General features: G+C 59.0%; 12 protein-coding genes and 1 tRNA gene. 6 read left to right on the top strand and 7 right to left on the bottom strand.

All coding sequences use genetic code 11. The features are described from left to right. Positions 1–138: 138 nt before the first annotated feature. The gene (locus HX805_RS23525; protein WP_008437810.1) at positions 139–951 is read right to left on the bottom strand and encodes a helix-turn-helix transcriptional regulator; all 813 of its coding nucleotides are present in this window, start codon (positions 949–951) and stop codon (positions 139–141) included. A 95-nt stretch (positions 952–1046) separates the two neighbouring features. Here HX805_RS23525 and HX805_RS23520 point away from each other — a divergent pair, with 95 nt between their 5' ends. From HX805_RS23520 to HX805_RS23495, 6 genes are all read left to right on the top strand, one after another. Further along, positions 1047–1943, top strand: a complete 897-nt coding sequence (locus tag HX805_RS23520) for an SDR family oxidoreductase (RefSeq protein ID WP_177080184.1) — start codon at positions 1047–1049, stop codon at positions 1941–1943. Positions 1944–2260: 317 nt separating this feature from the next. Beyond that, positions 2261–2500: a DUF6124 family protein gene (locus HX805_RS23515; RefSeq protein ID WP_003212057.1), complete on the top strand. Its 240-nt coding sequence runs from the start codon at positions 2261–2263 to the stop codon at positions 2498–2500. Between the two features lie 169 nt (positions 2501–2669). After that, positions 2670–3476 carry a polysaccharide lyase family 7 protein gene (locus HX805_RS23510; RefSeq protein WP_177080190.1) on the top strand — a complete coding sequence of 269 codons (807 nt, stop codon included), beginning with the start codon at positions 2670–2672 and terminating at the stop codon, positions 3474–3476. A gap of 222 nt (positions 3477–3698) precedes the next feature. Beyond that, positions 3699–4472 carry a 2OG-Fe dioxygenase family protein gene (locus tag HX805_RS23505; protein ID WP_003212052.1) on the top strand — a complete coding sequence of 258 codons (774 nt, stop codon included), beginning with the start codon at positions 3699–3701 and terminating at the stop codon, positions 4470–4472. Continuing rightward, positions 4469–5392 carry a lysine exporter LysO family protein gene (locus HX805_RS23500; RefSeq protein ID WP_043225584.1) on the top strand — a complete coding sequence of 308 codons (924 nt, stop codon included), beginning with the start codon at positions 4469–4471 and terminating at the stop codon, positions 5390–5392. The genes HX805_RS23505 and HX805_RS23500 overlap by 4 nt, the downstream gene beginning before the upstream one ends. Positions 5393–5416: 24 nt before the next feature. Further along, positions 5417–7192, top strand: coding sequence for an amidohydrolase (locus HX805_RS23495; protein ID WP_256344527.1), 1776 nt, complete (start codon positions 5417–5419; stop codon positions 7190–7192). Between the two features lie 115 nt (positions 7193–7307). Here the strand turns inward: HX805_RS23495 and HX805_RS23490 are convergent. The 6 genes from HX805_RS23490 to HX805_RS23465 form a co-directional block, all read right to left on the bottom strand. Continuing rightward, a tRNA-Gly gene (locus HX805_RS23490) sits at positions 7308–7381 on the bottom strand. A gap of 137 nt (positions 7382–7518) precedes the next feature. After that, entirely contained in the window at positions 7519–8403 is an 885-nt protein-coding gene (locus HX805_RS23485) for an alpha/beta fold hydrolase (protein ID WP_003212046.1), read from the bottom strand. Positions 8404–8708: 305 nt separating this feature from the next. Beyond that, complete coding sequence (locus tag HX805_RS23480) at positions 8709–9401, bottom strand: pseudouridine synthase (protein ID WP_177066742.1); 693 nt, start codon at positions 9399–9401, stop codon at positions 8709–8711. Beyond that, positions 9401–9613 carry a cysteine-rich CWC family protein gene (locus HX805_RS23475; RefSeq protein ID WP_003212042.1) on the bottom strand — a complete coding sequence of 71 codons (213 nt, stop codon included), beginning with the start codon at positions 9611–9613 and terminating at the stop codon, positions 9401–9403. Before HX805_RS23475 ends, HX805_RS23480 begins: the two co-directional genes overlap by 1 nt. Positions 9614–9686: 73 nt before the next feature. Beyond that, positions 9687–13328: an urea carboxylase gene (uca, locus tag HX805_RS23470; RefSeq protein ID WP_177080183.1), complete on the bottom strand. Its 3642-nt coding sequence runs from the start codon at positions 13326–13328 to the stop codon at positions 9687–9689. 304 nt (positions 13329–13632) lie between these two features. Then, positions 13633–14265: an urea amidolyase associated protein UAAP2 gene (locus HX805_RS23465; RefSeq protein ID WP_003212037.1), complete on the bottom strand. Its 633-nt coding sequence runs from the start codon at positions 14263–14265 to the stop codon at positions 13633–13635. Positions 14266–14272: the final 7 nt, after the last annotated feature.

The following is a 14272-nucleotide window of genomic DNA, read 5'->3' as shown; positions in this document are numbered from 1 at the left end:
ATACTGGCTGGCAATAGGCATGAGCACGTGCGCGCGGCGCGGTTAGGCGCAGGAGAATGATGTGAGTAAGGCTAAGGATTCAAATGGTCTCTTGTTGCGAGCGATTGCAGTGTCGAAGTCTCTTGCAGTTGCTGGCGCCTAATCCATCAAGGATGCGATCCGCTGCGCATCCTCCGGCGTCGCCGGGTTGTACACCACCATATTCAGATCCTTGCGCCCATCGACCGCAAACACCGAATACTCAAATTCGATCGGCCCCAACACCGAATGGCGTATCCGCTTGATGCGATCACCATGGGCGCCCTGAACATCGTTTTCGCTCCACATCGCCTTAAATTCAGGGCTGCGTCGACACAGTTCATCCACCAGCGGCTGCACCTGCTCCGCCGCGCCTGAGCGCGCCGTATCAATCCTGAAAGCCCCCAACACAAACCGCGCCACGCTTTCCCAGTCGTATTGGGCCGCGCGGGAATTGGGATCAAGGAACATGAACCGCAGGATATTTCGCTGTTCCGGCGCCTGGGATCCGTAGTCCATCAACATCACCGTCGCCGCCTGGTTCCAGGCCACCACGTCCCAGGTCGCCGTACGCAGGATCGCGGCGCTGGGGTTCAAGGCATCCAGTACCCGTTGCAGGCGTGGCGTCACCGTTTCGTTTTGCTGATAGCGCACTTCGGGTGGGCGTCCGAAGGCCAGCAGGAACAGATGCTCGCGTTCGATATCGGTCAACATCAGCGCATGGGCAATCCGCTCCAGCACTTCCACCGACGGCGCGCCGCCACGGCCCTGTTCGAGCCAGGTGTACCAGGTGGGGCTGATGTTCGCGCGTTGGGCCACCTCTTCGCGGCGCAAACCTGGCGTACGCCGTCGTGCCGATGAGAAGCCGAATGCCGCCGGATCAAGCCGGGTACGTCGGTCTTTCAGATAGCTGCCCAACTGGTTTGCGCTCATAGCCTGTTAGCCTCTATACCCTGATAACTTCACTACTTTACCCGTATAGGGCAAGCGCACAGATTAGTCTCTGAATACACACGGAGATACGGTTCATGCGCATATTTATAACGGGTGCCAGCGGATTTATCGGGTCGGCTGTCGTCAAGGAACTGATCTCGGCGGGCCATCAGGTGCTGGGGTTGTGCCGCTTGGATGACAAGGTGGCAGCGCTGGAGGCCGCCGGGGCTCATGTACATCGTGGGTCGCTTGAGGACCTGGGAAGCCTCAAGTCTGGTGTTGCCCAGGCGGATGGCGTGATTCACCTGGCGTTCAATCACGATTTCTCGAAATTCGTCGCGAACTGCGAGGACGACCGCCGGGTTATCCAGGCGCTGGGAGAGGCACTTGCCGGGTCGGATCGACCGCTGATCATTACCTCCGGTGTCGGAATTGCGAGCACCGTGCCGGGGCAGTTGGCGACGGAGGATGGTGCGGTGGTTACCTCAGCGCAAATTCCCCGTGCGGCGTCAGAAGAGGCGGCTAACGCTGTAGCCGCGACGGGGGTGAATGTGTCGGTAATGCGTTTGCCTCAAGTACACGACACCGTCAGGCAGGGGCTGGTTAGCCCGGTGATCGAGTTGTATCGCGAGAAGGGCGTTTGCGCTTACATCGCCGACGGGAAAAACCGTTGGCCGGCGGCACATATTCTGGATGTGGCTCGGCTCTACAGGCTGGCGATTGAAAAGGCCGAGCCGGGCACGAGGTATCACGCGGTGGCGGAGGAGGGTGTGTCGCAACGGGAGATTGCCGAGGTGTTGGGGACGCGGCTTGGTTTGCCGGTTAAATCCATTTCGGCGCAAGAGGCTCAGGGGTTTTTTGGTTGGTTGGCAAGGTTTACCGCTCACGATATGCCTGCATCCAGTGCGATCACGCGCAAGAAGTTGGGATGGGAACCGGTGGGGCCGGGGTTGCTTGCGGATCTTGCGCAGTTGGAGGGAACTGAAGGCTGAAGCGCGGATTGGCCTGAATATTTGAACCTTGCTCCATTGCCTACACAACCATCAGAATCGTCCCGGTTGTACGCCTTGGGCAACCTCTTTAAGGTTCGTCAGCCGCTGCCCATCAGCGGTCGGGTTTAGTAGCCCGGTGAAGTTTTGGCGTACGGCTGTTCTATCGGTCAGGCATCTTATTGCCTGTGCCTAATGGTAGCTGTGCGCAGGGCGTCTTCGGGCGCGCCGGTTCTGAAACTTCCCGGTCTACTAACCTGCGTACAGCTGCCACCCTATCTCCGTAGTACTGGGTGGTGGTCCTTCTTGAGGATCAACAGATGTGTACTGACTCGTATAACTCACCCGTAAGAATCTTCAGCGTACGTCCCGAAATCGGCACCGATGCATTGCTCGCCAACGCTTACGAAACCATTGCCGGCGCTGGCGCAATGACCAACGAATTTGCCGATAACCTGCCAGATAAGCATCGCAGTCTGGCCTTGGCGATTCAGCAAATGATTGAACTGGGGCTTTTACTGGTAGAAGCCGTGCAGGACCGAGTGGATCGGGTTTCTTGATTCTGTAAAAGGCTTTCCCTTCCAGGCCGCACATACCAAGGGAAGGGCAGCCCTCCAATATTTTTTTCTCTTTCGGCAGTAAGGCGCATTACATTGATTCGACACCCGCAACAGCTATCGCATCTGCTGGCGTTGGAGTTGGGGCTTTGACGAATAATTGGTGACGGTGATGCACGCATTTAAAGTGTTTGGCGCTAGAGTTATCGCGGTGTCGGTAGTGGCCATCGGAGCGATTTTTAACGGTGGAAATGCCTTTGCCCTGGATGCCACAAAACCCCCAGGCGACAACCTGTCCAACCTGAGCCGTGCCTACGTGCTTCAGGATTTCAATGCGCAAGGTCAGGCAGAAGAAATCGCGATCGGCGAAAATCTTCAGAACGCCTATTTCTACACAAACTGTTATCGCACATCGGGATGCCATCAAGGCGTGCCTGAAGGAGCGCTGGTATTCAACACACCCTCGGGTCTTGACGCGACGCCCAACAGTCACTACCCCCGTGTTGAGCTGCGGGCAAAAAGAGAGTTCACCGCAGGTGGGGTGTTTGATAATACCCAGTCCGGCGAGCTTTATGTGGTGCAAAATCCAAGCACAAAATCGATCATTTTTGCCCAGATACATGGCGACAAGGCGGGAGGTTCGGAGCTGCTGAAGCTTCGCTGGGAAGGTGGCTCGATCGTCGCCGGGACCAAGACACGCTACGGGCAGAAGGAGCAACGGACAGTCTTGCTGACGGGGCTGAAGGTTAATGACAAGCTCAATTACAAGATTGAGGTCAAGGGCTCCGAGGGTGGCATGGTGCTGCTGGTTTCGGCTGCGGCGAATGGCAGGCAGGCCAGCCGGGAATTCGATATTCCGCCATCGGGTTGGCAGGGCATCAATCTGTATTTCAAGGCCGGGAATTACAACCAGACCGCTGAGCAGGACGGCGGGGCAGCTATTGTTGCGTACACCTCCCTGGATGTGGGTTACCAGTAGCAGTGTGCGCCGGTTCAGAGACTCCCCGGCCCAGCAACCTGCGTACAGTTTCACCCTATCTGCGTAGTACTGCGTCAGTAATGCCGAGTAAAAAGATTCGTTCCCCCTCGCTCCATTAGCGTCCGACGTCGTTGTAAGACACGTCTCGTTGTTCGCGCCTCCATTGAAGTTCTCCACGGTGATTGCCTATGTTTGATGGCATCAAACCAAGGAGGAATGACCATGCCTCGAAGTGCCTTAGCAGAAGATGGATATCTGCATTACATGCCTCGTGTGAGCCAGACTCATTGCGTCGAAGAGCTCGCAGAATTACGTCGAGAGTTTGAACAGTTAGAGCCGGATGAGTACGCCCCGCCTGGAGTAAACAGGTTTCGACGGTATGGCAACGGAGTCATTCTTCCCTGGCAAGACACGCATGAAGGCCACTGGTTGCCAATCGTCAAAGATGGGGCAGGCCACGGACGCGCAGGTTACGACCAAGGCGGTAACAATCCGGATCACGCAAATATTCGCTACTTTCACGCGTTGAGTGATGCGGTAAAAAACAATCGCGTACTACTCGACCTGATCGATGAAGATTTTTCCCTGACGTTCTGGCAGCATCCTGGCCAGCCCCTTCCTATCTATTTTGGGGTGCATTTTGTAAAACTCACGTCCGCGAGTTCGGATCAGCCAGGTATAAGCTCACCGAACTTTTTTCACCAGGATGGAGAGCCCTTCACGTTTGCGCACTTGATCTACCGTTCTTCGAACATGACGGGTGGCATCAATTTTATTGGGCATCCGGAAATTCGAAACATGCTGTTTGAGGACGCGCGGTCAAGTCAGATTTGGGCGGAGTTTACCCTTTCGGAGCCTCTCGATAGTTTTGCCGTTCATGATCCGAAGGTTTCGCACTATATAAGCCCGATCAAGAAACTTGACGACGCCTCTCCCGGAGTCTGTGAGCGCTGTATTGTTTTGGTTGATTTCTCGCCAACCATTCAGAGGATATGACGGTGCAGGCGTTGAGCTCGATATTACCCATCTTGATTGCGTTGGGAATAGGCTATCTATCGAGCAAACTCTTGCTCCCGGATAAAGTTGTTGCCCGATTGGTCAGTCTGATCAGCCCTTTGGTTTGGGGGCTACTTTTTCTGATAGGCACTGAGTTCGGCGAAGTGGTTTCTTCGCTGGATGCGGTTGGCTATGTGCTCAAGACATCTTCGCTTGTCGCGGTCGCAACAACAGTGGTGCCTTGCATGCTGCTGCTGGGCTTGGCGGCTTTGAGAGGGGCTGGACGAGAACCAGGCAGGGTTGCCAGTTTCGATATGCATGGCGCTGCTGCTCCTCTGAAAGAGTGCTTTATTGCGCTGCTGATGGTGGCCTTGGGCGTGTTGTTCACATATGCAGAATCAACCGTTGCAAGCTTGTGGCTTCCACCCAGCAACGTGATGTTAATGGTACTGATCTTCTTGGTGGGACTCGACTTGTCGAGCATCAAGTTAGGTCGTGACTGGATCTCATGGGGCGTTCTATGCGTTCCGATTGCCGTGGTCATTGGCTCAATATTGGGAGCCTATGCGGTTCATTTCATCACTGGCGAAGATATCCGTTTGCTCCTGGCACTCTCGACGGGATTTGGATGGTTCACGCTATCCAGCGTCCTGGTCGGAGGGCTGTCCGGAGAAGTTCATGGCGCTACGGCATTGCTCGCAGACCTGGGGCGCGAACTGATCGCGATCGCTTTACTGTACCTGGTCGGTGGCTTCCACCCAAAGGTCGGTATTGCCGCCGCTGGGGCAACCGCTCTGGACTCGACGTTACCGATCGTGCGCCAAACCTGCCACTGCGACACGCTGCCTACCGCTCTCATGAGTGGTTTGATTCTGACGGTGTTAGCGCCCTTTTTTATAACCTTCTTTCTGACCGCATGACGTGACCTCTTACTGGAGGAAATCATGACTCCACGATTTTCAGGAGAAAAACCGAGTCTGCAACCATCAGCATTTAAAAGTCTCACGCTCGGCCCGATGCTTGCCGCGTTTGAACAGCTGCTGATGTGTATCAAAACTCAGCCCAAGGCGTTGATCCCGGTGGCTATGTTCCTGTCGCTGGCGGGGCCTGTCCGGGCGGAGCCAACGATTATGGAAAATGTGCGTGGTTATACCGTGAGTGGAGGCGGTCTGATGCGTTTTGATGCGTTGGCCTTTGATGCGTCGGGCAAAGTGATTTGCGTCGGTATGGCGGCCGATCTTGCTGGCAAGCATGCATTGGCGACGCGCATCGATGGTAAGGGTGCGTCCCTCTTGCCTGGGTTGACCGATGCGCACGGCCATATCAAATGGCTTGGAGAGTCCCTTCGAAGCATTGCTTTACGGGGCTCTCCAACACTGGTTGATACGCAGGAAAGGCTTCGGGTATTCGCTGCAGCGCGCCCCGGCGCCCGTTGGCTGACTGGCTCAGGCTGGAACCACGTTACCTGGAAGTTGGGGCGTTTTCCGACGGCTGCCGAAATTGATAAGGTCGTTGTCGATCGACCAGTGTGGCTAATTCGGGTGGATGCCCATGCCGGATGGGCTAATACCAAGGCGATGCAACTGGCGGGTATTACTAAGGACACGCCTGATCCGAAAGGCGGACGTATCGAACGGGATGCAGAAGGTAACCCGACAGGTGTATTTATCGACGCCGCTATGGGGCTGGTCGCGGATATTATTCCGCTGCCTGACGAGCAGGAGCGAGAGGTCGCGTTGCAGGCTGCATTGGAGCATCTCAATGCACAAGGACTGACATCTGTGCACGATGCAGGTGCTGATAGGCAGATGATCAAGACGATGCGCGGTTTTGCCGATCGCGGCCGGCTTCCGTTACGTGTCTACTCGATGATCAACGGTGCGGGGGATGATTTCGCGGTGTTGTCCCAGGACGGCCCTTTGATCGGCTACGGCGATGATCGTCTTACCATTCGTAGCGTCAAGCTTTATGCCGATGGCGCTTTGGGAAGCCGTGGTGCGGCGCTGTTTGAGCCATACACCGACGACCCAACCAACAAGGGGCTGCTTTTTGAAAGCCGGCAGGAGATGAAGCACAAGATTGAGTCGGTACTGAAAGCCGGCTTTCAAGCTAATGTGCATGGCATCGGTGATGCTGCCATCAAGCAGGTCATGGATAGCTTTGAACAGACCTACGCCACAGTCGGTGGGCGCGCCTTGCGTAACAGGATCGAGCATGCGCAGGTGGTTGATGTGGCGCAGATACCGCGCTTTATCGATCTAGGGCTGATTGCATCGATGCAGCCTACACATGCTACCAGCGACATGAATATGGCTGAGGACAGGGTGGGTGTCGAACGGATCAAGGGGGCTTATGCCTGGCGCACTCTGCTTAACCAGGGAACGAAAATTGCGGCAGGGTCAGACTTCCCAGTCGAATCTGCCAATCCGTTCTACGGCATACATGCTGCCGTGACTCGCTCGGATCATGAGGGCAACCCCTTGGCTGGATGGCACCCTGAGCAGGCCATGACCCTCTTCGAGGCTTTCCGTGCATTTACGCTGGATGCAGCTTATGCAGCCCATCAAGAAGCTACCCAAGGCAGCATTGAGCCCGGAAAGTGGGCCGATTTTATCCTGGTTGATCAGGACATTTTTGCCGTCAGCCCGGCAGACATCTGGAGGACACGCGTCCTGCAGACTTGGGTTGGCGGGAAGAAGGTCTATCAGGCGATTGAATGAGCCCGGTTCGACCGTTTAATTTCCAAATCCCACCCATAAAAAAACCGGACACCAAGGACCGGTTTTTTTACACATCCCCCGTCAAAACCAGCCTGACGCAGGAGCAAAATCTGAGTGGAGCGGGTAGAGGGAATCGAACCCTCATCTAAAGCTTGGGAAGCTTTCGTTCTACCACTAAACTATACCCGCTCAGAGCGGCTGACTTTGTACCAGATGTGCTCGCGGATTTGAAGTTTTTCTTCGAAAATTCTGTGTTTTACGTGCCAACGGTCGATCGTGGGCAGGCGGCCCCCCTGGGAAATCCGGCCCGCCCACAACCCCACCGCTCATACGGCAAACGCATGCTGTGGCTGTGACGCGTGGTACCGCAACCGGCTTGGCTGCTGCTCCGGTCTCAAAAAGCCCATCAACGCCTCCCGGCTATCCCGGCACGCGGCCTTGTGCTCCATATCCAGAAAGTGCCCGGTCGCCTGAATCGTGCCGAAGCTGCTTTTCGCAATATGTTGCCCAAACAGCTTGGCATCCTGGGCACTGGTGTACTCGTCCCATTCGCCGTTCAAGAACAACACCGGTATATCAATCTGCTTAGCGGCCTTGAGGTAGCACAGCCGGTCGCTGTTGAGCACGTGGCTGATGTGAAAGTGCATCTGCCCATACTCGTGCTCGGCCAGGCTGCTCACGTGTTTGTGATTGAAGCGTTTGAACAGCGACGGCAGGTGTTTGCCGATGGTGCTGTTGACCAGGTGGCCCACGCGGTCACGGTCGAGGTTGCCGAGGTAGTCGACACCGCGCTCCAGGTAGTCGCGCATCGGGGCGTTGATCACCGGGGAGAACGAGCTGATCACGGCCTTTTCCACACGGCGCGGGCGGTGGGCGAGGGCGACGAGGGTCGCGGCGCCGCCCCAGGAAAAGGACAGCACGTGTTCGGCGGCGAAGTGGTCGATGAGTTCCAGAAGGATCTGGCCCTCGACTTCTTTCGTCAGCATATGCTCGTGGCGGTTGTGGATTTTGGAGCGGCCAGCGTAGGGCTGGTCATACAAAACCACGTTGAACGTCGGGTGCAGGCTTTTCACGGTCTGGGCGAAAGACGCAGTGGTGGCCATTGAGCCGTTGACCAGGATGATGGTCTTGGCTGCTGCGTCCGCGCGATAGAACTCCGTGTAAACCCGATACTGACCCTGTATATCCAGCACAGCGATTTCTGGCCTCATGTCGTAAGACTCCTGGCAAGCGGGTAATGCGCGCAGATCACTCTGCACGAGCTTTGTGACAGGTAGGCATACGCCTGGAAGTGAGGGCCCATGTCGATCCGGTACTGGCTGGCCGACGGGTGTTGTTATGGCGGGCAATTTGCCGTGAGAGGCCCGCAGGTCAAGCGTGCGGACGGGCAAAGTGTTTCTTGTAGGTAGGGGTGACTCGCCAGTCAGATTGCGGCTGGCTGGGTTGATTCAAGCATCAGGGATGCCAGTTCGCCAGTCGATGGCGTGGGTTTTTGCCATCATCGGCTGAACGGTCATCAGACCTGTTGGATTTCAGCCTCTGTAAGCGCCCGGTAATGGCCTGGCGCAAGGGCTGCGTCCAACTCCAGCGGTCCCATGCGTTCGCGGTGCAGGCGTATCACTTTGTTGTCGAAGTGCCCGAACATGCGCTTCACCTGGTGATAACGCCCTTCAATGATGCTCAGGCGCGCCGTTCTGGGGCCCAATAGTTCCAGTTCCGCCGGTTGGGTGGTGAGGTCTTCAAAGGCGAAGTACAGGCCGGCGGCGAAGGTGGCCGTGTATTGCGGGCCGATGTCCTGCTCGGTCTCGACGTAGTACACCTTGGGCAACTTGGTTTGCGGCTGGGTCAGGCGGCGCGACCACTGGCCGTCGTTGGTAATCAGCATCAGGCCGGTGGTGTTGAAATCCAGACGACCGGCGATGTGCAGCTCGTGCTTGTCCGGTTCATCCAGCAGGTCGAGCACCGTGGGGTGTTGCGGGTCGGACGTGGCGCTGACGCAGCCCTGGGGTTTGTGCAGCATGAAGTAACGCGCGGGTTTGCCGGCTTGCAGCACTTCGCCATCCAGCAACACACGGCTGAACTCGCTTACCGGGTGGTGCGGATCGCTGATGGCCTGGCCGTCGACGCTGATCCGCCGCTCCACCAGCAACAGGCGAACCTGTTTACGGTTGAAACGCGGCAGGTTGCTGAGGAAACGATCTACGCGCATTACGACCGCTCGTTGCCGCGCAGTTGTTCGTCCACCTGGGCACAACGCGGGCACAGGCAGGCTTTGTTGCGCAGTTCCGCCGGCAAGGCTTCGAGCACTGCGGGGTCGATGCTGACGGAATAGCACCAGCATGCCTGGTCGGCAGTGCGCGGGTCGGCCAGGGCGCAATCGTTGCGGGCGCCGCAGGCGGGGCAGAGGGTTGGCGTGGTCATCGGTCGGTTCAGGCTGTATCGGACAAAGTCCCGGTGAAACCCGGTGTGCCTTGCACGATACAGCCCCGCCGCGTTATTGCAAATCACGCTCCAGCACCACCACCCGTTGGCCTGCACCGATGCCGCTGCCGGGCTGCACCGGAATTTCCCGCACGGTGCCGGCGAACGGTGCGACTACCGGGATTTCCATTTTCATCGACTCCAGGATCACCAGCACATCTCCCGCCGCCACGCGTTCGCCAGCGCTGACCTGCACTTGCCAGAGATTGCCGGCGATGTGGCTGTCGATGCTGTATTCGTTGGCCTGCAAGGGCGTGTCTGCGCCCTGTGGTGCGGCGAGTTCCTCGCTGTCGAAATGCGCCTGGCCGCTGGCGATCCAGCGTTCGCGTTCGGCGTTGAACGCGCGCTGCTGTTGCCCGCGAAACGCGCCGATGCTTTCGGCTTCCTGCGCGAGAAAGGCCTGGTAATCCGTCAGGTTCAACTGGCTGTGTTCGATGCTCAGTTCAAACCGCCCAAGGGGGAAATCCCGGCGAATCTGCACCAGCTCATCGGCGCTCACCGGGTAAAAGCGGATCTGGTCGAAGAAGCGCAGCAACCACGGTTTGCCATCGAACGCGGCCACTTCCCGGTAGCGGTTCCACATCTGCAAGGTACGCCCGACGAACTGATAACCGCCGGGGCCTTCCATGCCGTAGACGCACAGGTAGGCGCCACCGATGCCCACGGAGTTTTCGGCGGTCCAGGTGCGTGCCGGGTTGTACTTGGTGGTGACCAGGCGGTGACGCGGGTCCAGCGGCGTGGCCACGGGCGCGCCGAGGTAGACGTCGCCCAGGCCCATCACCAGGTAGCTGGCATCGAACACGGTGTGGCGCACTTCGTCGAGGTTGGCCAGGTCGTTGATGCGGCGGATGAACTCCAGGTTGCTCGGGCACCACGGGGCATCCTTGCGCACGGTGGTCATGTATTTTTCGATCGCCAGTTGGCAGGCCGGGTCGTCCCAGGACAGTGGCAGGTGGACGATGCGCGACGGCACCTGCAGGTTTTGGCTGGCGCAGACGGCGTGCCATTCGGCGGTGATCAGCGCCAGGAGGTCGGCGAGGGTAAGTTGTTCGGGCTGGTAGTGGATTTGCAGGGAGCGGATGCCGGGTGTCAGGTCGATGACGCCGTGCAGGGCTTGTGCTTCGAGGGCTTGCATCAGGGCGTGGGCGCGAAAGCGCAGCACCAGGTCGAGTTCCGGGGCGCCGATTTCCAGGAGCAGGTGGGTGTCGCCGGCGAGGCGGGCGACGAGGCGGGTGTCGGCCTGGCCGATGTCCAGAACAACAGGCGACCTGATCATTCCCACGCTCTGCGTGGGAATGCATCCTGTGACGCTCTGCGTCATTGCGTCGACAGCGGGACGCGGAGCGTCCCAGGCGGCATTCCCACGCAGAGCGTGGGAACGATCCCAGTTCAAGGCGAGGTCTCGGGCGGTCTTGATATCGACGGGGGTGAAGCAGATTTTGTCACCCGCCTTGAGCTGGCCCAGCTGCCACAAGTCCGCCTCGATCACCGTCACCGGGCATACAAACCCACCCAGGCTCGGGCCGTCGGGGCCGAGGATCACCGGCATGTCCCCGGTAAAATCCACCGCACCGATCGCATACGGATTGTCGTGAATATTCGACGGATGCAACCCCGCCTCACCGCCATCCGTACGCGCCCACAGAGGCTTCGGCCCGATCAACCTCACACCCGTGCGGCTGGAGTTGAAATGCACTTCCCACTGGGTGGCAAAGAACGTCTCGATGTACTCGGGCTTGAAGTATTCCGGCGCGCCGTGGGGGCCGTAGATCACCCGCAGTGTTCGCACCTCGCCAAGCGGTTCAGGCACTAGCGTATTGCCGCAACTGAGATCCTCCAACGGCAGTAAGTGCAACACATCACCCGCCCGCAAAGCCCGCCCGCCATGCCCACCAAACTGGCCAAGGGTGAAGGTACTTTTGCTTCCCAGATAATCCGGAACCTGCAGCCCGCCGCGCACGCAAAGGTAGCTGCGAGCTCCGGCCCCGGCGATGGTGCCCAGGCTCAAGGTTGCGCCCGCCGGGATCAGCAACGCGGTGTTCATCGGTACCGCTTCATCATTCAAGCGCAGCACAATGTCTGCACCCGTCACCGCCACCACCGCCGCACAATTGAAGCGCAGCAACGGCCCGCTCATGGTGATTTCCAGCGCAGCGGTGCCCTCGGCATTGCCCAGCAGGCGATTGCCCAGGCGCAGCGCGCGACTGTCCATCGGCCCCGACGGCGGCACGCCTACGGCCCAGTAACCGAGGCGCCCCGGATAGTCCTGCACACTGGTTTGCGTGCCGGCGCTGAGCACTTCAAACGTGTTGGCGTGGTACACCAAATCTTCAAGGCAGCGCGTCCACGGATGGCCACTGGCGAACGGTGTAGCGAGCAGAATCTGGCGCAGATAATCGCGGTTGGTTTCCACGCCGTACAGTTGGCTGTTGCTCAGGGCTTGATGCAAATCCAGGCGTGCCTGTTCGCGGGTCGGCGCCCAGGTGATGAGCTTGGCGATCATCGGGTCGAAGTAGGGCGGAATCTCGCAACCGGCCTCCACCCACGTGTCGATGCGCAGGCCTTCAGCGACCGGGAAGTCCACATACGTCAAAAGCCCCGGGCTTGGCTGAAACTCCCGGCCCGGATCTTCGGCGTACAGGCGTGCCTGAATCGCGTGGCCGTGAGGCTTCAGTTGCAGTTCCCGCAATGGCGGCATTTCCCCGGCGGCCAATTGCACCATCCAGCGCACCAGGTCCACGCCCCACACTTGCTCGGTGACGCCATGTTCCACCTGCAACCGGGTGTTCACTTCCAGAAAATAGAAGCGGCCATCGGCGCTATCAAAGATAAATTCCACGGTGCCGGCGCTGCGGTAATTCACTGCCTTGGCCAGGGTGATGGCGGCACGGCACAGCTCATCCGCCATGCCGTCGGGCAGGTTCGGCGCCGGGGTTTCTTCAAGCACTTTCTGGTTGCGCCGCTGCACCGAACAGTCGCGCACGCCGAGGGCGATGACCTCGCCGCAGCCGTCACCAAACACCTGCACTTCCAGGTGCCGGGCGTGTTGGATGTACTTCTCGATAAACACACCGGCATCGCTGAAATTGTTCTGGCCCAGGCGTTTCACCGCCTCGAAACAGTCGCGCAATTCATCGGCGCTGTAGCACACGCGCATGCCGATCCCGCCACCACCGGCGGTGCTTTTAAGCATGATCGGATAGCCCAGGGTTTCCCCGGCCAGTAGTGCGGCGTCGAGGCTGTTGAGCAGCTCGGTGCCTTCCAGCAGCGGGATGTTGTGCTGCCTGGCCAACGCACGCGCGGTGTGCTTGAGGCCGAACACCCGCAGTTGCTCCGGCGTCGGGCCGACGAAGGCGATGCCTGCTGTTTCGCAGGCTTCGGCGAAGGCGGCGTTTTCCGATAGAAAGCCATAGCCGGGATGAATCGCGGTGGCGCCACAGGCCTTGGCCGTGGCGAGGATTTTATCGACCGACAGATAGGTGCCGGCCGCCGCGCCTTCGCCCAGGCTGTAGGCTTCGTCGGCCTGCTGGATATGCAGGCTCGCGGCATCGGCTTCGGAATACACCGCCACGCCCTTGACCGAAAGCTCACGCAAAGTGCGCAGGATGCGGCAGGCGATGGCGCCACGGTTGGCGATCAACAGTTTTTCGAACATGGCAAAACCCCGCAGGCCGATGAGTGCTCGGCCTTGTCCTGGGATGCGGGCCGTCCCGCAAATGTGGATGGCGCTACGGTCGTCCGCAGCGCATGCAGTCAGTGTGGGAGGTGGAGTGTGGGAGCGGGCTTGCTCGCGAATGCGGTGGTTCAGTCAATACATCAGTCGCCTGATACGCCGCTTTCGCGAGCAAGCCCGCTCCCACACAATCTCGCTCCCACAGGTGATCTTCAGCGTTTTCGCAGGCACTGCCCGGCGCGAGCCTGGCACAGGGCGAACAACCACTGGCGCAACCGCTTGATCTTCAGTTCCATACCAGTAACTCCGCAGGGGTTGGGTTGTAGCCGTTGCACGGGTTGTTCAGTTGCGGGCAGTTGGAGATCAGCACGATCACGTCCATCTCGGCCCGCAGGTCGACATACTTGCCGGGGGCGGAAATCCCGTCCTCGAAGGTCAACCCGCCATCGGCGGTCACCGGCACGTTCATGAAGAAATTGATGTTCGGCCCGATGTCGCTTTTACCCAGCCGGCCATCGTGGGCGCAGGCCCGCAGGTAGTTGTCGCGGCAGCTGTGCATGTAGCGTTTTTCCAGGGCGTAGCGCACGGTGTTGCTCTCTTGGGCGCAGGCGCCGCCAAGGGTGTCGTGGCGTCCGCAGGTGTCGTCGACGATGGTCAGCATCGGCTGGCCGAGGTTGGAATACAGCACGCTGCCGGTGCTCAGGTACACGCTGTTTTGCCGACGCAGGGTGCGCTGCACGTCGTAGCGTTCCCTGGGGTTTTTCAGGCTGTAGAACAGCGTGTCGACCGCCTGGTTGCCCTCAAGGTCGAGGATGCGCAGGGTCTGGCCGGCCTTGACTTCCATCAGCCAGGGTTCGCCGGCGGGAATGGTCGCGCGGTACACGGCCGCGTCCGGTTGTTTGGCGAGTGCGATAGACATGGCAGGT

This window comes from Pseudomonas sp. G5001, assembly GCF_013385475.1.
Lineage (GTDB): Bacteria > Pseudomonadota > Gammaproteobacteria > Pseudomonadales > Pseudomonadaceae > Aquipseudomonas.
The sequence above is the reverse complement of the archived record's forward strand: the minus strand, read 5'-3'. Positions and strand labels throughout refer to the sequence as shown.